The sequence below is a fragment of the Mangrovibacterium lignilyticum genome (genome assembly GCF_010882175.1).
Lineage (GTDB): Bacteria > Bacteroidota > Bacteroidia > Bacteroidales > Prolixibacteraceae > Mangrovibacterium > Mangrovibacterium lignilyticum.
Map to the genome: position 1 here is coordinate 308,516 of NZ_WKLH01000001.1, position 21,968 is coordinate 330,483.

General features: G+C 43.4%; 17 protein-coding genes. 11 read left to right on the forward strand and 6 right to left on the reverse strand.

All coding sequences use genetic code 11. The features are described 5' to 3' along the window. Position 1: 1 nt before the first annotated feature. The 3 genes from GJV22_RS01055 (at position 2) to GJV22_RS01065 (ending at position 4,761) form a co-directional block, all read left to right on the forward strand. Positions 2-1,783, forward strand: a complete 1,782-nt coding sequence (locus GJV22_RS01055) for a hypothetical protein (protein WP_163707471.1) — start codon at positions 2-4, stop codon at positions 1,781-1,783. A 343-nt stretch (positions 1,784-2,126) separates the two neighbouring features. Then, complete coding sequence (gene gyrB / locus GJV22_RS01060; RefSeq protein WP_163707474.1) at positions 2,127-4,097, forward strand: DNA topoisomerase (ATP-hydrolyzing) subunit B; 1,971 nt, start codon at positions 2,127-2,129, stop codon at positions 4,095-4,097. 70 nt (positions 4,098-4,167) lie between these two features. After that, positions 4,168-4,761: an LOG family protein gene (locus GJV22_RS01065; RefSeq protein ID WP_163707477.1), complete on the forward strand. Its 594-nt coding sequence runs from the start codon at positions 4,168-4,170 to the stop codon at positions 4,759-4,761. Positions 4,762-4,778: 17 nt separating this feature from the next. On the opposite strand, the gene GJV22_RS01070 is transcribed toward GJV22_RS01065, so the two are convergent. Beyond that, positions 4,779-5,813, reverse strand: coding sequence for a putative glycoside hydrolase (locus tag GJV22_RS01070; protein WP_163707480.1), 1,035 nt, complete (start codon positions 5,811-5,813; stop codon positions 4,779-4,781). 167 nt (positions 5,814-5,980) lie between these two features. Beyond that, positions 5,981-7,258 (reverse strand): M64 family metallopeptidase, encoded by a 1,278-nt coding sequence (locus GJV22_RS01075; protein ID WP_163707482.1) that lies wholly within the window; start codon positions 7,256-7,258, stop codon positions 5,981-5,983. A 72-nt stretch (positions 7,259-7,330) separates the two neighbouring features. Between GJV22_RS01075 and GJV22_RS01080 the strand changes: the two genes are divergently transcribed. Both GJV22_RS01080 and GJV22_RS01085 read left to right on the forward strand, forming a co-directional pair. Continuing rightward, complete coding sequence (locus GJV22_RS01080; protein WP_238480254.1) at positions 7,331-8,602, forward strand: mechanosensitive ion channel family protein; 1,272 nt, start codon at positions 7,331-7,333, stop codon at positions 8,600-8,602. Positions 8,603-8,833: 231 nt separating this feature from the next. Continuing rightward, positions 8,834-9,313 (forward strand): Lrp/AsnC family transcriptional regulator, encoded by a 480-nt coding sequence (locus GJV22_RS01085; RefSeq protein ID WP_163707484.1) that lies wholly within the window; start codon positions 8,834-8,836, stop codon positions 9,311-9,313. 125 nt (positions 9,314-9,438) lie between these two features. Here the strand turns inward: GJV22_RS01085 and GJV22_RS01090 are convergent, their stop codons facing one another. Beyond that, entirely contained in the window at positions 9,439-10,779 is a 1,341-nt protein-coding gene (locus tag GJV22_RS01090) for an ammonium transporter (RefSeq protein ID WP_163707488.1), read from the reverse strand. A gap of 341 nt (positions 10,780-11,120) precedes the next feature. Here GJV22_RS01090 and GJV22_RS01095 point away from each other — a divergent pair, with 341 nt between their 5' ends. After that, entirely contained in the window at positions 11,121-11,588 is a 468-nt protein-coding gene (locus GJV22_RS01095) for an Lrp/AsnC family transcriptional regulator (protein WP_163707491.1), read from the forward strand. Here GJV22_RS01095 and rlmB read toward each other — a convergent pair. After that, on the reverse strand, positions 11,578-12,339 hold the full coding sequence (gene rlmB / locus GJV22_RS01100; RefSeq protein ID WP_163707494.1) for a 23S rRNA (guanosine(2251)-2'-O)-methyltransferase RlmB: 762 nt from the start codon (positions 12,337-12,339) through the stop codon (positions 11,578-11,580). The genes GJV22_RS01095 and rlmB overlap by 11 nt on opposite strands. 49 nt (positions 12,340-12,388) lie before the next feature. Continuing rightward, on the reverse strand, positions 12,389-14,455 hold the full coding sequence (locus GJV22_RS01105) for an ABC-F family ATP-binding cassette domain-containing protein (RefSeq protein ID WP_262888201.1): 2,067 nt from the start codon (positions 14,453-14,455) through the stop codon (positions 12,389-12,391). A gap of 11 nt (positions 14,456-14,466) precedes the next feature. Between GJV22_RS01105 and GJV22_RS01110 the strand changes: the two genes are divergently transcribed. Then, positions 14,467-15,165 carry a type 1 glutamine amidotransferase gene (locus tag GJV22_RS01110; RefSeq protein WP_163707496.1) on the forward strand — a complete coding sequence of 233 codons (699 nt, stop codon included), beginning with the start codon at positions 14,467-14,469 and terminating at the stop codon, positions 15,163-15,165. A gap of 298 nt (positions 15,166-15,463) precedes the next feature. On the opposite strand, the gene GJV22_RS01115 is transcribed toward GJV22_RS01110, so the two are convergent. After that, positions 15,464-17,614, reverse strand: a complete 2,151-nt coding sequence (locus GJV22_RS01115) for a DUF748 domain-containing protein (RefSeq protein WP_163707498.1) — start codon at positions 17,612-17,614, stop codon at positions 15,464-15,466. 179 nt (positions 17,615-17,793) lie between these two features. Here GJV22_RS01115 and rlmD point away from each other — a divergent pair, with 179 nt between their 5' ends. The 4 genes from rlmD to GJV22_RS01135 all read left to right on the forward strand — a co-directional run bounded on the left by rlmD (position 17,794) and on the right by GJV22_RS01135 (position 21,943). Then, on the forward strand, positions 17,794-19,209 hold the full coding sequence (rlmD, locus tag GJV22_RS01120; protein ID WP_163707501.1) for a 23S rRNA (uracil(1939)-C(5))-methyltransferase RlmD: 1,416 nt from the start codon (positions 17,794-17,796) through the stop codon (positions 19,207-19,209). A gap of 54 nt (positions 19,210-19,263) precedes the next feature. Next, positions 19,264-20,031 (forward strand): peroxide stress protein YaaA, encoded by a 768-nt coding sequence (yaaA, locus tag GJV22_RS01125; protein WP_163707502.1) that lies wholly within the window; start codon positions 19,264-19,266, stop codon positions 20,029-20,031. A gap of 113 nt (positions 20,032-20,144) precedes the next feature. Next, complete coding sequence (gene folE, locus GJV22_RS01130; protein WP_163707504.1) at positions 20,145-20,762, forward strand: GTP cyclohydrolase I FolE; 618 nt, start codon at positions 20,145-20,147, stop codon at positions 20,760-20,762. Positions 20,763-21,121: 359 nt separating this feature from the next. Next, positions 21,122-21,943: a hypothetical protein gene (locus tag GJV22_RS01135; RefSeq protein WP_163707506.1), complete on the forward strand. Its 822-nt coding sequence runs from the start codon at positions 21,122-21,124 to the stop codon at positions 21,941-21,943. Positions 21,944-21,968 lie beyond the last annotated feature (25 nt).

The window sequence follows — 21,968 nt, forward strand, 5'->3', positions numbered from 1 at the left end:
AATGAAAACACAATATCTCAAACATTTCGCATTAACCGGCTTATTGGGACTCAATTTGCTGGTGGCTTCGGCACAACAAGACAGCACGCAACTTCGGAAAGAGGTTGAAGTTGTGAAAGCTTACACACCGACAATTTCGGATGCCTATAAAATAAACGACAAGCCACAAATTGCCGCTCCTCCGGCCAAGAAACCGGTGTTTGACTACCAAATCAAAACGCAGCCCATGATCACCAGCTTTAATGTTGAACCGGTACAGGCTGCAAAAATGACGACAGAACCCGGTGAGCCATTGAACCGTGGATTGTTGAAACTCGGCGCAGGCAACTATATGAGTCAGTACGGCGAATTCTTTTACAATACTAGAGCCGGTCGAAACAGCAGCATTGGCTTACACCTGAAAAGCCATCTTTCGAACGGAAAAATTAAACTGGAGAATGATGATAAAGTAAAGGCTCCTGACAACAATAATGTCGCTGAATTTTTCACCAAACACGACTTGCGATCCGGAATTCTTCAAACAAAGCTTTTCTACGAACGTAAATCATTCCGTTATTATGGATACACCGGCGAACAGTTGCCAGACGATCAAAAGGAGATCTACATTCCGATGTGGAACGAGAAACAAGCATTCCCCAAAGCCGGGGTGTCAATCGACTACGAGAAAAAGTATGATAAACGAGCAGCGATGAATTTTAAGACCGGACTGAAATACCAGTATTTTGGCAGTCAAACCGGGCAACGCGAACACTTGGTTAATTGGGATGGTTATTTCACAGCTCCAATTGAATTAATGGAAGGCGTTTTAGATGCCGGAATAACTTACAGCTCAACTGACAGTGTGTACTTCAGTAACACGGAAAAAACAGACAAGCGAAACCAAACGGTTTTGAAATTCAACCCGGCAGCTGTTTTCGACACCGAGGTTTTAAAATTCAAACTGGGTATTAATAGCTATACCGTTTTTGATAAAGAGGCGGACATTGACTACATGCTTGCCCCAAATACCAGAATTGAATACATGCCGATAAAAAATGTGCTGACCCTATACGCCGGTACGGATGGCTACCTGCAGCAAAATAACTATTCAGTCATTGCGGAAGAAAATCCTTTCGTTTCCCCGGATCAGAACATCAAAAATACAAAATACCGCTACATTCTCACCGGAGGAATCAAAGGTAAGTTTATCCCCAATTTAAGTTATGGCCTACAGGTAGACTATGCCAATAGTAAAGATCAACATTTCTACTACCTCCAAAACAAGGAAATTACCCAAGGAGGAACGACCAGTCTATATCAGAACAACACCTTCGATGTGCTATATGACAAAGTAAAGCAGTTCTCCCTCGGTGGTGAGTTGCATTACACGCTGAATAATGAAATGGATATTCGTTTTCAGGCCAAATATCATTCCTACAAGTTAGACTCTTTGCAGGAAGCCTGGCTAAAGCCCTCTTTCGAATCGTCTGCTTCGTTCTATTATGATCCTGAAGGCCCCCTAAGATTTACCGCTGACGCTTATTTTATTGGAAAACGAAACTCGTTAATTCAAACATCGCACGAGGATCTCGACAACCTTGCAACAAGCACAATTACGACGAGCAATGAAGTAACCGAGCTGCATTCTGTTATTGACCTCAATTTCGGAGTTGAGTACCAATTTACAAATCAATTGAGCTTTTGGGGACGGGCAAACAACATCACGTTTCAAAAATATGAGCTTTTCCCCGGCTACATGAATCAAGGCCTCAACCTCCTTATTGGAGCAAGTTTTTCGTTCTAAATCCGGCTATTTTGATGTTGTATAAAACACGCCAACACTGAACATTCAACGAATTGAATTAAACAGCTGATTTTCTGAAATTTAATTTTTAATTTCTTGTTGAAAACTTTCGCCTTTTCGAGACAAGAACCGGTCTTATGCAGCAGTATTTTTGCTATATTTGCATGTTACTGCGGGAGATGAAACAAACGATTTGAAATTACAGAAACAATTCACCGAAATCAGGTACTTTCCCGGTAAACATTCGGTCAGCATTCCATTGAAAGCTGATGAAGTCAAAATCCAATAGGTTAGCGCCTTGATGGAATATTTAAACTTTTAGGAAGAACCAAACATTTAATAAATGAGCGAATTAGAAAATAAGCCAGCAAACGGAAACGGTAATGGCAATTATTCAGCTGACAGTATTCAGGTACTGGAAGGTTTGGAAGCAGTGCGCAAACGCCCTGCGATGTATATTGGCGATGTGAATGAAAAAGGTCTACACCATTTGGTTTACGAGGTTGTGGACAACTCGATTGATGAAGCACTAGCCGGTTACTGTAGCAACATTGATGTTTTTATTAACGAAGATAACTCAATCACGGTAAAAGATGATGGCCGTGGTATTCCGACTGAAATTCACACCAAAGAAAACAGATCGGCACTTGAGGTTGTAATGACAGTCCTTCACGCGGGTGGTAAGTTCGACAAAGACAGTTACAAAGTATCCGGTGGTTTGCACGGGGTTGGTGTTTCTTGTGTGAACGCTCTTTCGACCAGCTTAAAGGCAACCGTACATCGTGAAGGTAAAATATGGGAACAGGAATTCAGCATTGGTAAGCCTCTGGCTCCGGCCAAAGTAATTGGTGAAACCGATAAAACCGGAACGATCGTTACCTTCAAACCCGATGACAGCATCTTCCTGACAACAGTCTATAAATATGAAATCCTTTCGGCTCGTTTGCGCGAATTGGCATTCCTGAACGCTGGCGTCAGATTGAACCTGACAGACCTGCGTGAACAAAATGAAAATGGTGAATTCAAATTCGAAAGCTTCTTCTCAATCGCAGGATTGAAAGAGTTCGTTGAATATTTGGATGCTTCGCGTGAAAAACTAATCGAAGAAACAATTCATATTTCCTCAGAAAAAGGTGATGTGCCTGTTGAAATCGCCTTGCATTACAACACTTCGTTTACCGAAAATATTCATTCATACGTTAACAACATTAACACCATAGAAGGTGGTACTCATCTTACCGGCTTCCGTCGTGGATTGACACGTACGCTGAAGGGCTATGCCGAAACATCCGGCATGCTTAGCAAGTTGAAGTTCGATATCAGTGGTGACGACTTCCGTGAAGGCTTGACCGCTGTTGTTTCTGTAAAAGTACAGGAACCTCAGTTCGAAGGACAGACGAAAACAAAATTGGGTAACTCAGAAATCAGCCTTCCCGTTGACCAAGCTGTCAGTGAAATGTTGGCCAACTATCTGGAAGAAAATCCAAAATCAGCCAAAGCGATTGTTAATAAAGTGATTTTGGCTGCAACTGCCCGTCACGCTGCCCGTAAAGCACGCGAATTGGTTCAACGTAAAAACGTCATGTCTGGTGGTGGGTTGCCCGGAAAACTGGCAGACTGCTCCGATAAGGATCCTTCACAATGCGAAGTTTACCTGGTCGAGGGAGACTCGGCAGGTGGTACAGCAAAACAAGGCCGTAACCGCCGCTTTCAGGCCATCCTTCCACTTCGTGGTAAAATCCTGAACGTGGAAAAGGCCATGCAACACAAAGTTTTTGAAAGTGAAGAAATTCGCAATATATACACAGCATTGGGTGTAACCATCGGTACTGAAGAAGATTCAAAAGCTGTTAACCTCCAGAAACTGCGTTATCACAAGATCATTATCATGACCGATGCCGACGTGGACGGAAGCCACATTGCCACATTGATTATGACCTTCTTCTTCCGCTATATGCAAGACCTGATTAAAAACGGATATCTTTATATCGCCACTCCTCCTTTGTATTTGATTAAGAAGGGTAAAAAAGAGGAATACGCCTGGAACGAACAACAACGTCTTCGACTGATTGAACTTTGGGCCGATGGTAAAGAATCAAGCGTGCACACCCAACGATACAAAGGTCTTGGTGAGATGAACGCCGAACAGCTATGGGAAACCACCATGGATCCGGAACGCCGGACATTGCGCCAGGTAACCATTGAAAATGCCGCTGAAGCTGATCATATTTTCAGCATGCTGATGGGTGACGAAGTTCCGCCACGACGCCAGTTCATCGAAGATCATGCGGTTTATGCCAATATCGATGTTTAATACAAATAACAAAATAAAAAATGTCACCTCAAAAGGGTGGCATTTTTCATTCGATCAAAATTAAGCGGTTATGAAAATCTGTGTTTTTGCATCATCCAGTAATGCACTCGCTCAAGTGTACGTTGACGAAGCCATCAAACTGGCTCGCCTGATTGGCGAACAGGGTCAAACCCTGGTAAACGGCGCCGCCAATGTTGGTTTAATGCACGAAATGTTGGATAAAGCCAACGAAAAAGGAGCACATACCATTGGCATTATTCCTGAAAAGCTACAGGGACATAAATTGGTCTCGGAGCACGCCAAGGAGCTTTACATCACCAAAGACATGATGGAGCGAAAAGCTTTGATGCGCGAACTATCAGATGCCTTTGTTGCGCTCCCCGGTGGTTTTGGCACACTGGAGGAAATACTGGAAGTCATTACGTTGAAGCAATTGGACTATCACAACAAAGCCGTTGTATTTTTAAATACCAACGGGTTTTACGATGACCTTTTCCGGCAGTTCGAACGATCATTCGACGAGAATTTCGCCAAACCCGCATACCGCGATTTATATTTTGTAGCGGCCAACGGTGACGACGCTATGGAATACCTGAAAAACTACGCGCCACCCACCCCGGTAAATAAGTGGTACAAAGTACCGACTAACGGACTGCCAGAATGAACCTTACTCCATGCTTTTTAGAACAACTCCAAGGCAAAAGCCAGCTTTCTGTGATTCCCGGCAGGATTCCAACTAATGAAGCCTGGCATGTTCTGCTTTCGCACTGCTTTGATTTGTTGCGCTATTTGTTCGGGAGAATAGGAAAAACCCTGAATCATTGGAATTATTTGGCAATCAGTAGTGATCTTGGCAACAGCTTCGCGGTAACCCATACTGATTATTTCAAACGGATGTTCTTCCGGCCTGGCAAAACCCATAGTGCCACCGTAAAAATGAGAAGGATAAAGCATAGGATAGATCCTATCCGCATAGTGTTGAAGCGTTTCGATACGTTGCCCCACATTCGATTTATAATGAGACCAAGCCGAGTAACCAAAGACCTGCAGCCCAAGCTGCACATTTGCCCCCTTCAGTATTCTCTGTACCAACTGTGCAACGCGGTCAATCCGATCGCACCTGTCATCTTCCTTTCCAAAACCAGGTAGGTCCGGATACCGGATGTAATCCAGAACAATTTCATCAAAACCGAATTTAGCCTCTTGGGAAAGCAGCTCGAGATCATAATCGACAACATCGTCGTCTCCCATATCCACCCAATACTGGTTATGCCCAATAGCCAAACCAAACTCGGGAACGCCTTTATAAAGGGCTTTATCAACAAACATGGTATGACGGGCAATAATCCGTATATAGCGCTTATGGGATTCACTAACTAAATAGTCCAAATCCAGGCTTCGCTTATGCCCATCGATCGTACTGACCTGGGCCCCTATTCTAAGTGCCAATTCAGATTCAGGTTGATAAAAAAGCTCACCGAGTGCATTTTTCACATCAATCATCAATGTATTCAGCTTATTAGCGACCAGGAAATCGACAACCTTCTGGATTCGTGTGCGGGTTACTCCCTTCCAACCAGGTAAATAAATACCTCTTACCTGGATATCAGTCAGCAATCCTAAATCCTTTGCCCAAGTTGGTATCGGCATCAGAATGCTCCCTCCCACTGAATATCCCAATAATCTTAATGTTTCCCTGCGCGAAATACGACTCATCTTATTAAAAGATTGACCTAATTAAAATTACTATTTTTTTCGTTCATTGCAGCCATATTTCCAGAAAGAGAAGTAGCGCCATTTGAGGAGTAATGCGCTTTACGCGAGCTAAAATCTAAATCCCGCTCAGCTCGGAAATTTGAAACCTGGAATTGGTAAACCTCTCACTATTCGCAATACGAACGAATTGTTTCCTCAATAGCTTTCGAGCATACCGGGCAAAAACCTACTGCTTCATTCGTTTTCATGCGGCAGTCCACCACCGGGCTGTAGATCCCTTTCGCTGTATATCCCCCTCCTTCAAACAATCCAACTTTCTGATCATACTTTGCAGTACGAGGCGTTGGCTGAGGAGTACCTTCGTCGATCATGTCCTTCCACTTGGCATCAAAGTCAACCAACGTTGTAATATTGGGCTCCCAAGGTTCAACCTTTAAATTGTAAAACTCTTCATACGAGACCTGCGAAGAATAATACTCATCGGCTAGTCCGGCAAAACCATGCCCAAACTCGTGCACAAAAACCTGCGGAGAACGTTCATTATCAACCGTCGTTAAATTCAGGTAATTATAGAAACCACCACCACCGTACTTCTCCGAATTAACCAGTACATAGACCTGATCGTATGTAGCTCCTGCTGCTGCATCATGAATCGATTTTAAATCTCTTGTTGTCAGATAACGCTCCGAATCGAAGGTGTAAAAATTAGAGTTGAATACCGTATTTTTATAAATTCCATCCCCCGGAATATCGGTTCCTGACTCAGCAGAGGGAACTAAAACTGCGTAAAAGTTGAAGTCACCTTTATGCTGATCATATGGAGGCATGCTGAACAGGTAATCAGTCAATCGCTTAATGTCTTTTTGAAATTTATCCATCTCGCTTTTGGTATATCCTTCCGGCACAAAAACCAGGTCGACCTTATTTTCGGGCTTGCCGTTTTCCAAAATAGTTTCGACCGGATAATCGGGTGCCTCTTCCTCAACTATGAAATAGTCGTCCGGATCAATTTCGGTTTGAAGTAATTCTTCATACCCGCCTTCCCAGGTCCGTCGTTCAACAACCAGCTTTACCTTCTTTTTGGGGTAAGGCATCAACATTACCTGGTAATAACTTCGTTTAATTTTTTTTGCCTCCGGAGTCGTTTGCCATTCCTGAAATAACGAACTAAACCCCCTGGAGAAAATCACGTCCCCTCCTTTTTCGTCGATGAGCTGGCAACGGAAGTTTCCGTAATTCTTTTCATCAACCAAATTTGTTCTGGATCCGGCCCAGGGACCTTGTTTTTTCATCTGCTCAAAAAATAATTCGGTATTGTCTGCATCGCCGGCTAAAGTGAAATCAACCCGCAATGTTCTGGGTTCAAAGTATTTTTGGAATGAAACCTGCGCCTTTGTCATTACCGGAAAAGCAAGAACAAGCAATATCAAGGAGAATCGTATCATAATCTCGTGTTTTTATTAATTTTGAGCTTTTAAAATACCTACAAATAATTGATTTAAGCAAAGGCAAAAATCATGAAACAGTTTCAGAATTGGATTTTTTCAATTTTCTCGGAGATGGGGACTCCCCAACAATCGGCCACTATTTTATCGGTGTCCATTGCAGTACTTCTGTTATTAGTCGTTGCAATCCTTGCGCAACTGCTAACCAGAACAATTCTGCTTTCGCTAATTCACCGCTTTGTCCAAAAAACAAAAACAGAATGGGATGATTTTCTAATTAAGCGAAAGTTCTTTAGTGCTTTGGCACATATTCCTTCTGCATTAATTGTCTATGCCGCTCACGATTTCTCAGATATCGAAATCGTCACCGACATATTGAGCATCATATCCGAGGTCTACTTTGTAATCATCTTCGCGATGTCGTTTCTTCGGGCATCAAACGCAGCCAACGATATTTATCAGACAACACCTTACGCCGCAACCCGATCCATTAAAGGCTATATACAGTTGTTGCAGATTGTGATCATCTTCTTAGCAGTCATTTTCGGTATTTCTATTCTGATCAACGAGTCACCCCTCGGTATTTTTGCGGGTTTAGGAGCCATGGCGGCCGTGTTGCTGTTAATTTTTAAAGATTCAATTTTGGGATTTGTTGCCAGTATCCAGCTTTCCGCCAATAAAATGTTGAAACCCGGCGACTGGATTGAGATGCGCAGTCACAACGCTGATGGAACAGTGATCGACATTACTCTGAATACAGTAAAAGTGCAAAACTGGGATAAAACCATCACGACCATTCCGACTTACGCCCTGGTATCCGAATCCTTCAACAATTGGGCAGGGATGGAAGAATCAGGTGGTCGGCGTATTAAGCGCTCCATCAACCTTGACATGAAAAGTGTTCGATTTTGCGATGCAGCAATGCTTGAAAGACTCAGCCATTTTTACCTTTTAAAAGATTACATAAAAACCAAACAGGAAGACATCCAGGCTTTCAATAAAAAATTAAAAATTGAAGAAGGTGACACTTACAATGGCAGACGACAAACCAACCTCGGAATTTTTCGTCATTATATGGAAGCGTATCTCAAGCAGAATCCCAATATTCATCAAGATATGACCTTTCTTGTTCGCCATTTGCAACCGACAGAATTGGGACTTCCGATTGAAATTTATGTCTTTAGCAAAGACCAGATTTGGGCCAATTATGAAGGTATTCAGGCAGACATATTTGACCACGTTTTAGCGATCCTGCCTGAGTTTGGATTACAGGTTTTCCAGAACCCGAGCGGTCATGATGTGAATGAGTTGGGGAAGAATCTGGCATTCATTCAGCATAAATAACCTGACGACACCTTCTATTTTGATCTGAACAGAGAAATTATCATTTACATTTCAATAAAATTATTCTACATTTGCGCCCGCTAAAATGAGAATTTAGTTTTTCATTTCTTAATTTATTCAACACATTAGATTACAATTAAAGGAATAATTGATAAAATTATTTAGCATTTATCGTATTTTTATACTTACAAATTTCAATTTCTTATAAAAGAAACTTATTAAAATTTCACGATGAATCAAGATTATATTGAACCCCTACCACAGATTGATGAACTGGATGAAAAAATCCTGCGACTTATTACCAAGAACGCTCGTATTCCATTTTTAGAGGTTGCCCGGGAATGTGGAGTTTCCGGTGCTGCAATTCACCAACGCGTTCAACGCTTGTTAAACCTGGGGGTTGTTTCAGGAAGCGAATTCATTGTAAACCCGTCCAAATTGGGATACAATACATGCGCCTATATGGGCGTGTATCTTGAAAAAGCAAAATACCACACGGAGGTAGCAAAAGCACTTCGAAACATCCCAGAAGTCGTTGAATGTCACTACACAACAGGTCAGTATGCGATTTTCGTCAAAATTCAGACTAAAACAAACAAACATCTGAAGAAATTAATCGACGAAGCATTTCAGGAAATTGAAGGCATTGCCCGCACTGAAACTTTCATTTCGTTGGAAATGGATTTCAAACGTCAAGTCGCTATTAAGTAGTATCAAGTTTTACTCCATATAAAAAACGCTCAGGTTTCTGAGCGTTTTTTTTGTACCCCAAAGTTTAGAGCAAAAAAAACTCCCCGGAGACAAGGGGAGTTTCGAGCATATAAAAGAGCGACCCGTTAAAGCTTACTGTCGCTTTTATATTCAAAATCATACGATTCATTGTGCTGACTAATATCCAAGCCTACCTTTTCGGCTTGCGGAGAAACGCGCAATGAAACAATCATATCCGTAATTTTATACATTAGCATTGAACCACCAAAAGTAAACACACCTACGATAACCAAAGCCAGTAAATGGAAAAGGAAAGTAGTTGGATCACCATGGATTAAACCGACGTCTTGTGCGAAAACAGATGTCAATAGCATACCTACAATACCACCCATACCATGAGCCGGGAAAACGTCAAGCGTATCATCCAGGCGTGTTTTCGAACGAAGCTCAATCGCAATGTTACTGACAATAGCAGCAGCTACACCAATAAACAAACTTGAACCTACATTCACAAAACCAGCAGCAGGGGTAATGGCGACCAAACCAACAACCAAACCAATTGCGGCTCCCATTCCAGTTGGCTTTTTACCTTTAGCCATATCGTAAAAGAGATAAGCCAACATGGCTGCGGCCGAAGCAGTATTTGTATTCATCAGTGCCAACGCAGCTGTTGAATTAGCTCCCAATGCTGATCCGGCATTAAAACCAAACCAACCGAACCATAGCATCCCTGCACCCAATAAGACAAAAGGAATATTAGCGGGCTTCATCTCAGTTCCGAAATCTTTTCTTTTTCCCAAAAAGATCGCACCCGCAAGTGCAGCGAAACCGGCAGACATATGTACTACTGTACCCCCTGCAAAGTCAAGCACACCCCAATTTCTCAGGAAGCCATTCGGATGCCATGTCCAATGACAAAGCGGAGCATATATAAATACGGTAAATAAAACCATGAATAACATGTAGGCACGGAAACGTACCCGCCCGGCGAAAGAACCTGTGATTAGGGCAGGAGTAATAATCGCGAACTTCAACTGAAACATGGCAAACAAGGCCAATGGAATCGTTGGACTAAGGTTTGGATCGGTTGCCCCACAAACGTTGTGAAACAGAAAAAACGTGGCTGGATTTCCGAAAAGACCATACCCTTCCGGACCAATACTATCACCAAAAGCCAAGCTGAAACCGACTAAAACCCAAACAACACTAATAACGCCCATTGCAATATAACTTTGCAACATCGTCGATAAAATGTTTTTGGGATTAACCATTCCCCCGTAAAAGAAAGCAAGTCCGGGAGTCATCAATAATACCAAGGCAGTAGCCGTCAACATCCAGGCAACATCACCAGGTACAATGTTTGGATCATCAAGACCTCCAAACCCACTGGGCACAAATACACCGGCTATACTGACGACAATCAATAGCAATAGAATGAAAAGCCAACTTAGATTAGCATTTTTCATAATGTCAAATAGTTAAGAATCCTACAATTTTTAGAAAGAAGCTCAAATTGAATATCTTCAGCCAATATCAATTTGACACTTTTACGAATGCAAAAATAGCATTTCAAAACTAAAATCAAAACTTGAACTACTATCTGAAAGGATTATTTCTGATTTTTGTCACATTCTTAACAATGTTTCAAAAGCCGCGCCTCATAAACACCTATATATGAATGATATGAAAAAAATTACCTCATTTTTAAACTTTCAATCAAAATGAAAGTTTATCAACAGAAATAATTTCCATTTGCTAAATAATTCTTATTTTTAACCCATCACATGAACCTCGATTTTTTTACATTATGACATTAAGAAACAATCTGGATCAAATAGACTTACACATTCTTGACATTATAACCAAGAATGCCCGTATTCCTTTTAAAGATGTAGCAGCAGAAGTTGGCGTATCTAGAGCCGCCGTTCACCAACGTGTCAACCGCATGATTGAGATGAGCGTCATTACCGGCTCCGGTTATCATATCGACCCCAAAAAAGTGGATTATAAAACATGCACTTACGTCGGTGTTTTCCTCGAAAAAGGTGGATATTATGAAGATGTAGCGTCAATGCTTCAAGCAATTCCCGAAATTGTTGAATGCCATTACACGACAGGTCAATATGCCATTTTCGTTAAGGTATACGCACGCGACAATGAGCACTTAAAAGAAATCCTGAGCGATAAAGTTCAAAAAATATCAGGTGTATCCAGCACCGAAACTTTTATTTCGCTCGAAGAAACTTTCAAACGTCAGGTGCCGATCACTTATTAAGATCGGCCCGCTGCCGGACAACTTCATAAACCAGAAGACCGGCAGCAACTGATACGTTTAGCGATTGAATCTTACCCAAAATCGGAATTTGTACCCGATCATCTGCCAAATCCAAAATCTGCCAGTCAATGCCGAACTCCTCCGAGCCCATAACAATGGCAACTGGTCCGGAATAATCTGTTTTAACATAATTCTCGGAAGACTTTTCAGTAGCTGCAATAATCTTCAATCCCGATTGTTGCAGAAATAAAATTGACTTTTTCAAATCCTTGGTGCGACAAACCGGTACAAGGTGTAAAGCCCCTGCCGAGGTTTTTACGGCATCTGCATTAATTCGGGCCGCTCCTCTATCAGGCACCAAAACGGCATCAACACCGGCACATTCAGCCGTACGAACAATCGCTCCGAAGTTGCGCACATCAGTCACCTGATCCAACACCAGAATGGTTGGAATTTTACCTTCTTCGAAAAGCGTCGGCAAATAATTCTCAATATCATAAAAGGTTACCGGCGACACAAAAGCGATGACACCCTGGTGATTTTTCCGGGTAATACGGTTCAATTTTTCAATCGGAACGTATTGAAAAGGAATGTCATGCTGACGGATCAGATCGAAAGCTTCTTTGAACAAGTCGCTTCTCTCCCCCTTCTGCAACAACACTTTGTCAATTTCTTTACCTGAATTGATGGCTTCGATGACGGCACGAATGCCGAAAATCATATCGTCTGATTTTTGTTTTGCGTCTTTCATTTAATTTTGTTCTGTTTTGATTTGCCGGTGTATTTTATTTCTGCCCGAACTACCAGTTCTTTTGTTTTACCAATTGTTCATGTTCCTCGGTGTACTCAGCCCATTGCTCCATCACCTTTTCCAAATCCCTTTTCAATTGCTCATAGCTTTCGAAAATCGAGGAATCATTCAGGTTCTCCGGATCAGCCATTTTTGCATCCATTGCTGCAATGTCATCCTCCAGCCGGGCAATCCGGGTTTCCGCTTGTTCGATAGACTTCTCGAGGCGGGTGATGGACTTATTAATTTCTTTCCGCTCCTCGTAACTCAACTTGTTTTCCTCTGCGGCAGGCTTTTTTTCCGCTTTAGCGACCGATTGGTTGTTCACCGTTTTCTGCTCCAGCTCTTTCAGCGATTCCAGCTTTTTCTTTTGCAGAAAATCGTAAATGCCCCCCAGGTGCTGTTTCACCTTCTTGTGGCGGAACTCATAAACACAATTGACCAACCCATCCAAAAATTCCCGGTCGTGCGAAACAACCAAAACGGTTCCGTCATATTCGGCCAGTGCTTGCTTCAGCATTTCTTTCGAACGCATATCCAGGTGGTTGGTCGGTTCGTCCATCACCAAAAAGTTGACAGGTTCCAGCATCAGGCGGATCATGGCCAAACGGGTTCGCTCGCCCCCGGATAGCACCTTCACTTTCTTATCCACATCTTCGCCTGAAAACATGAACGCACCGAGAATATCGCGAATCTTTGTGCGAACATCCCCCACTGCGATTTGATCGATTGTTTCCAGCACCGACAGATTTTCATCCATCAACTGCGCCTGATTTTGCGCAAAATAACCCACCTTCACGTTGTGCCCTATTTTGAGATCGCCGGTATGATCCAGTTCATTCAGAATAACCCGCGCCAAGGTGGTTTTACCTTCACCGTTTTTACCCACAAAGGCCACTTTATCACCCCGCTCAATGACCAGGTCAATATCGTTCAGCACTTCAAAATCGCCGTAACTTTTCGACAAACCCTTACATTCGGCGACGATTGTACCGGAACGAATGGCTGGTGGGAATTTGATATTTAAGCGTGAATTATCATCTTCTTCAACTTCGATGCGATCCAGACGATCCAACATTTTTGAACGTGACTGAACCTGCACAGCCTTGGTCGCTTTATACCGAAAACGCTCGATAAACTGCTCGGTCTCCTCAATCAGTTTTTGCTGATTGCGATAAGCCGCCAGCTGCGTTTCCTTATTTTCCTTGCGCAATTCCAGATAGCGCGAGTAGTTGGCTTTATAGTCGTAAGCGCGTCCCATCGAAATCTCGATGGTGCGGTTGGTCACATTGTCCAAAAAGGCTTTATCATGCGATACCAGTACCACCGCGCCACTGTAGTTGCTCAGAAAATCTTCGAGCCACTGAATGGATTCAATGTCGAGGTGATTGGTTGGCTCATCGAGCAAAAATACATCCGGTTTCCGCAACAGAATCTTGGCCAGCTCAATCCGCATGCGCCAGCCCCCGCTAAATTCCGATGTTTGCCGGGTGAAGTCCTTCCGCTCAAATCCGAGGCCTTTCAGGGTCTGTTCAATTTCGGCCTCCATATTTGTCCCGCCAAACATGAGGTAGCGATCGTTCAGGTCGGTTACATCGTGAATCAACTTCATGTAACTATCCGACTCGTAATCTTCGCGGGTAGCAATTTCATTATTCAGTCGCTCTATTTCGTGTTTCATCGACAGAATCTCGTCGAAAGCAGTACGGGTTTCTTCAAAAACCGACTTGGTATTCGAAACAACCATGTGCTGTGGCAGGTAACCAATACGAACGTCCTTGGGTTGGGCAACAGTACCTTCGGAAGGCAATTGTTTCCCGGCCAGAATCTTTAATAGCGTTGATTTTCCGGCGCCGTTTTTTCCCGTCAGACCAATACGGTCCTTGGGAGTAATCAGAAAAGATACTCCCTTGAATAAATCGTAACCACCAAAACTCACAACTAACTGATCAACCGAAATCATAAGCAAACTAAAAATTTGAAGTGCAAAGATAACAGAAACATCCAAAGATTGCGACAAGATGCCGTGATCTGCCAAAGCATGAAAGCCATCAAATTCGTATCTTCGGCTTTTCAAATTACAACAGCATGAAACCACTCCGCATTCACGTATTCCAGCATGTGTTGTTTGAAGGCCCCGGCTGTCTGACCAACTGGTTCGAACAAAACAACTGCACCGTTGCGTACACCCGTTTCTATGAACCTGAGTTTGAAATCCCGGCGCTCGACAGCTTTGACCGCCTGGTAGTAATGGGCGGCCCGATGAGTGTTAACGATGACGAACAATACCCGTGGTTGAACGCCGAAAAGGCCACAATTAACGAAGCAGTTGAACGGGGCAAATCGGTGGTTGGCATTTGCCTGGGATCGCAACTCATTGCCAGCGCTTTGGGACAGCGTATTTATCCGAACACGTTTGCAGAGATTGGCTGGTTCCCCATTGTTAAAACGGCCGGAGCGAAGGACGAACAGCTGCTGCGCGATTTTCAGCATGAAACCATCGTCTTTCACTGGCATGGCGACACCTTCGACATTCCGCCACAGGCAAGCCACCTGTTTTATTCGGAAGCCTGCCCCAACCAATCGTTTGTAATTGGCAACAAGGTTCTGGCTTTACAGTTTCACCTGGAAGTTACCGAAGAAAGTTTGGAAGGCATGCTGGAACATGTTGGCGGCGAGTTGAAAGATGATCGTTTCGTTCAGGATAAAACGATCATTCGCGCCAATTACCCGCGAATGGGAGCCAACAACCAACTGCTTTTCCGGCTGATGGACCTGCTCGATTAGCTCGTGAACAGCTCCAAAGTGTCGTCGAAATTTTCGAAAGCGCCAAAAGAGCCCGTTTCGAGCTGTCGAAATTTTCGAAAGCACCAAATGAGTCCGTTTCACCCTTTCGAAATTTTCGACAGCATGAAAAGAGTCCGTTTGGACCCGTCGAAATTTTCGACAGCATGAAATGAGTCCGTTTGGGCCTGTCGAAATTTTCGACGGCATGAAAAGACCCCAAACGGGCCTGTCGAAAATTTCGGCGACAAAAATCGCATGGAAAGGTGCGTTCCCGTGCAGCAAGCCGGGACAACAGGACTTATTTCAACGACACTTCAACTTTAAATTCGGGACGACGGATCTCTGCCGGCAGGTTTTCCAAATCGGCTGTGCTAACATGCACGTTTTCCGCCGGAATGCCTTGCTCGGTGAAATAGTTCTTTATCATTGTATTCCTGGTGTTCAGCAAGTCGCCAAAAGCCACATCAACATCGGTCACCGGAATATATTTCGAACATGCCATTTCAACGCCCAGCGTATCAGCTCCCGGCAGTTGATTGGTTAAAAAGCGCATGAACTTCTGATCGTCATCTGCCGGCCATTCGGCTTCGCTGCCTTCGGCCATGAATTTTGTTTTTGCCAGTTTCACCGCCAATTTTTCCTTTTCAAGCTGCTCATTTGTCCGCTGAATAAAGCTGACCAGCAACTCCGGTTTCCGATGCATAATTTTGCTCAACGATTGCAACGTCTCAATTTGTTTTTCCTCGAGCGAATCCTGAACATACGCCAATTGCAGGTACTCCAGCTTCTCCGGATCGGTTCCCACCAAACCCGACATCGCCTTAAACGGCGACAAGGCCGCTTTGGACAGCACATTCAGGAAGGCTCCCCATATAATTTTCCCCAGCTTAAATTTCGGATCATCTGTCGATCCGGTAACCGGCATATTGATGTCAATGTTATCGTTGGCATCCTTCATCACGTAAAGCCCCAGGCGAATCGGCACCTTCATATAAGGCTTATCGCTGGTTTTCTTTCCGAACTCGAGTTCACCAACGTGTATGTCATTCTCGTTATTCAACTTGCCACCGCCCATTTTCACCATGATGTCGTAGTTGAACCAACCCTGCGTAAATGGTGAAGCAATGTAATATTCCGAATAGGGCGAAAAACTCACCAGGTCGAGATTGGTCAGTTTCGCTTCCAGCAGAAAGTCGTACATGTCCGTCAGGTTCAATTTCGTCGTTCCTTTTATGTAGCCCGACTTGTTAATGTTCGACGAGAACGCAATCGGAATATTGGTTGAATTATCGGACAGGTTTTGCAGGTTCACGTCCAGATCCGTCAGATCGACCTGGCATTTTCGGTTCAGTGTATTATCGACAAAGCGAAGTTTTCCTTTGTTCACAATCAGCGTATCGATGGCGTACGATGTCGTCACCTCGTCGCCTTTTTCAACCGTAACCTGAACGGACTGCGTGGTATCGGAAGCCAGGTAAGGCGCAAACAGGCGCTCCATATTGGTCGTTTCTTTGCTTCGCGTAATCAATAGTTCGGGCTCGTCGATCTCGAATGACGAGAAATCGAAGCTGAACGTCTTCAGATTGATGTTTTTTATGCGAGTGCGCGCTTCAGGAATGGCAAGAACCGTCTCCCCCTGCGCATCGATCACCGAAATGTCGTTCAATTGCCCTGAACCGGTCACCTCAATATTCATCAGGTCGTCCATGCTTCCGTTAATCTTTATATCCGATGTCAACAGGGCATTTATCGACTGCACATCCACAAAATCCCGCATGTAATTGCCCAACGGGTTAATTTGAATGTCTTTGGTATTGATATCAATTTCGTAAGTCGCCGCCTCGTTGTCAACCAGCGCCTTCACCTGTACCAATCCCTGGTCGCCAAGGCTGAACTCCGCGCCAACGTTCGATTGCTTGTTGTCCCAGGCGATTAAGGGCAGGTCAAAATTGAGGTTTGTAACGGCAATGCGGTTCTCCACCGGCTGGTCGTACAAACGAATCTCGCCGTTCGTTAAACTAATATTGTATAAGCTGAACCGGACCAGTTCGTCGCTCGTGCTTTCTGCGGCAACGGTAGTATCGGCTTCCGGTATCAAATCTGTAAAATTATAGCCCTCGTGGTACTGCTCAACACTAATGAGCGGATCGACAACCGATATTTTTGAAAAAGAATACTCTTTCCGAAATAATTTCCAGGGACTAAAATCGACTTCCAGCTCCCGCACAGAAAGAAAACTGTCGACCGCGTTCTTTTCGTAGACCACCAAATCACTGACTGTTACAGCAACATTCAGGTAGTCGAAATGCAAATCGCTGATGCTAACCTTTCGGCCAACCAGCTCTTCGCCGTTTTTATTCACGTAGTTTTTGACTATTGATGAGAGAAAAATGAGAACAATGCCAATTACCAGGACCAGTATTCCCGGAATGAGATAGCGTTTTTTCATAACTTCCACTTAATATGAATAACAAAAATATGAATTATGAAAGAAAAGTAGAATTGAACCAGCATTACTTTTCGATAGCATGCCATTAATATTCGAATTCATCTTTATCCTTGAGCCAAACATCGCTGATTTGTTTTTGGTTTCGCCTATTTCGCTATTTTTGCACAAATTTATTTTCAATGGGAAGAAGCAGAAAAAACAAGCCACTTTTTGAAGAAGTTGAGATAACTGATATTGGCGCCGAAGGCAAAGCGATTGCCCGTGTAAACGACATGGTGGTATTCACCACCCACGTTATTCCGGGAGATGTTGTCGACTTGCAGGTTACCAAGAAACGCAAAAGCTATATGGAAGCCCGCGTGACCAGGATCCACAAAAAATCGCCGGACCGGCAGGAAGCCTTTTGCAGCCACTTTGGAACATGCGGCGGTTGTAAATGGCAATTTCTTCCTTACGAAAAACAACTCTTTTACAAGCAAAAACAAGTTGCCGACCAGCTACGTCGCCTTGGACGCATCGAACTTCCGGAGATTTCTCCGATTTTGGGATCGGCCAAAGATACCTTTTACCGCAATAAGCTCGAATTTAGCTTTTCGAACAAACGCTGGCTGACATTTGAAGAAATGGACCAGGAAATGGACCAAAGCAAAATGAATGCGTTGGGATTTCACATTCCCGGCCTGTTCGATAAGATTATCAACATCGATAAATGCTGGTTGCAACCCGACCCGTCCAATCCCCTTCGTAATTTCATTCGCGACTACGCGTTGAAAAATGAACTGACGTTCTTTGATATCCGTCAGCAGGAAGGTTTTTTACGCAACATGATTGTTCGCACCTCATCGACCGGCGAAAATATGCTTATTGTCTCGTTTTATCACGAAGACGAAGAAGCAAGAATCGGTTTGCTGAATGCCGTTGCCAATCAGTTTCCGGAACTTACATCGATTATGTATGTCATCAACTCGAAGGCAAACGATACGATTTCGGACCAGGAGATTATCAGTTATAAAGGACCTGATCATATTTTCGAGGAAATGGAAGGCCTTCGCTTCAAGATCGGCCCGAAAAGCTTTTACCAAACCAACTCGGAACAAGCTTACGAACTGTATAAAGTTACCCGCGATTTTGCTGAATTAAAAGGTGACGAGATTGTCTACGATTTATATACCGGCACAGGGACCATCGCGAACTTTGTGGCCAAAAAGGCGCAAAAGGTTGTCGGCATTGAGTATGTTCCGGAAGCCATTGAGGATGCCAAAATAAACTCGGCCATCAATGAGATCGACAATACCCTGTTTTTTGCCGGCGATATGAAGAACGTCTTAAACGAAGCCTTCATCCGCGAGCACGGGAAGCCCGAGGTAATTATTACCGATCCGCCGCGCGCCGGAATGCACGAGGATGTGGTGAAAACCATCCTGTCCGCTTCGCCCGAAAAAATTGTTTATGTAAGCTGCAACCCGGCCACGCAAGCCCGCGACCTGGCCCTGCTGGACGAAGCCTACCAGGTAAGCAAAATACAGCCGGTGGATATGTTCCCTCATACTCACCATGTTGAAAACGTTGTTCAGTTAATTCGCAGAAACCGATAAACCTTTAATTTTCACATTTGTTTCCACAATTAAATTAAACAGGAAGGCTTTATAATGATCGCTATTATTTCACCAGCAAAATCACTTGATTTCGAAACAAAACCGGTTACTCAAAAACATTCGGAGCTTGATTTTCTTGCCGAGTCAACGAAGCTCAACTCGGTGATGAAAAAGCTGAAAACAAATGATTTGGTTAAGATGATGGGGATTTCCGCCAAATTGGCCAGCCTGAATGTCGATCGAAACCTGTCGTGGGCGCCGCCATTTACTCCCGAAAATGCCAAGCAGGCTATTTTGGCTTTCAACGGTGATGTGTATTCGGGGCTACAAGCAGATACTTTCTCGGAAGAGCAATTTGATTTTGTGCAGGATCATCTGCGAATTCTCTCCGGTCTTTACGGCGTGCTGAAACCCCTCGACTTAATTCAGCCTTACCGTTTAGAAATGGGAATCAAACTGCCCGTCGAAAAGAGTAAGGATTTGTACCAATTCTGGCAACACAAAATCACTGAAAAGATCAATGCGCTAATGGCCGAGAACGATGGTGTCTTGATTAATTTAGCGTCAGTCGAATACTTTAAATCAATCGACCAATCGAAATTTAAAGGGAAAATCATTACGCCGGAGTTTAAAGACAACAAAGACGGAAAATATAAGATCATTTCGTTCTACGCCAAAAGAGCACGCGGGTTAATGTGCCGGTTTATGGTTGAAAACAAGATTACAAACCCGGAAGAGCTTAAAGCTTTTGATATGGAAGGCTACCATTTGAACAACGAATTAACCAATGGTAACAAGTGGGTTTTCACCCGCGATAAATAATTGCAAAAAATTCCGGAGCCGCAAGGGTTGCATCGGGCAATTTGCCATCTATCTGATAATGTTCTTATCTTTGTGGACCTAAACCGGGTTTCCCGGAACTTACAAATACAAACATGGAAGATTCATATAACGGAGATTTTAGCGGTTACCAACGCATTGATCGCTTTGATGAGAAACTGACCGATCAAATTAGCGAACATTATTCCGGCATCATTCACCTATTGGGTGAAGATACCAGCCGAGAAGGTTTGCAAAAAACGCCGGTACGTGTAGCCAAAGCCATGCAATTTTTGCTTCAGGGCTACGACCAGGACCCGGAAGCGATGATCCGCAAAGCGATGTTCCGCGAAGATTACAGCCAGATGGTGATCGTAAAAGATATCGAGATCTATTCCATGTGCGAACACCACATGCTCCCGTTTATTGGCAAAGCACATGTAGGCTACATTCCCGATGGGTACATTACCGGTCTGAGCAAAATCGCTCGTGTGGTTGATGCTTTCGCCCGTCGCCTGCAGGTACAGGAGCGTTTGACCAGTCAAATTAAAGACTGCATTCAACAAACCCTAAACCCGCTGGGCGTTGCCGTCGTTATTGAAGCTCAACACTTGTGTATGCAAATGCGTGGGGTTCAAAAACAGCATTCGGTGACGACCACTTCCGATTTCACCGGCGCCTTTCAACGCGTTGCCACGCGCGAAGAATTCATCCGGCTGATTAGTTCAAAATAAGAAGCATTCGTTCTGCAATAGCCGGTATTACTGCGTTAATCGTGATTTTTTGTCCCTATCAGCCTTCGGATCATTCATTCCCGCATTGCCCGAATAACCACTCCGGCAAATGATTCTGCATCAGGCTAAATAACGAGCTAAAAATCGACCAATTTGAAAGTTAATCGGGATCACCCACTGACTGTTCATTAACTTTCTGAAAAAATCAGTTTCATTTTTCTACAGGCCAATATTTTTATATTATTTTTAGCACAAAATCACGAGCTACATCAGGCAATTCAGCATGTATTGCCCGATTACATTGCAAATGATTGAGAGCTAATTCACCAAAAACGAATATTAAACTATCACCAATGAATATGAAAAGAACATACCAACTAGTTTCTCTGGCTCTTCTCGCTGGATTTCTGTCTCCTGTATTTCAATCCTGCACTGGCAAATCACCCAAAAAAGACACTGCCGAAGTAGCCGAAGAAGCCATCAAAAAGGAAATCGAAGAATATACTTACCCACTTCCTTCAACTTTTGAAGTGACCAACATGCTGAACTCAATTGAAGCCAGCTTTATCGTAGGTATTTCCAACGATCCGGAAAAAGCGGAAAGCTATTTTGAAGAAAAAGCCAAAGCCCTGAACCTCGGTATTTATACTGCTGACCTGGCTTATGCGACCACCTACAATCAAAAATCAGAAGTTCAAGCCTACTTTACCTCATGCGAAAATCTAATTAGAGAATTGGACTTTACTTCTGCTTTTGACGAAAATTTGCCTGATGAGATTGATGCAAATTTGGACAATAAAGAAAAACTGGTTGAGATCGTAACCGGAATGTTCCAAAATGCTTATTCATACCTCAACAAACAAGGCCGTACCGAATTGTCTTACCTGGTATTGACCGGATCAGTTGTTGAAGGTCTTTATCTGACCACACATATTTCTGAAAATACCTTCCAGAATCCTAAAATTATTGAAGCGATCATTTTCCAAAAAGAGGCCTTAGTGGATATGGAAAAAATGATGGAACCCTTAAAGGATTCTGAAATGTTGAAGGATGTTTACAAGGATATCCAAAGCATTAATGCAATCTATGCATTGGAAGAAGGTTCAACTGCAATGACCGAGACACAAGTATTGAAACTGACAGAGACTGTAAGTAATATCAGAGCAGCATACGTGCAGTAATTCAGTTTTATTCGATAACAATAGG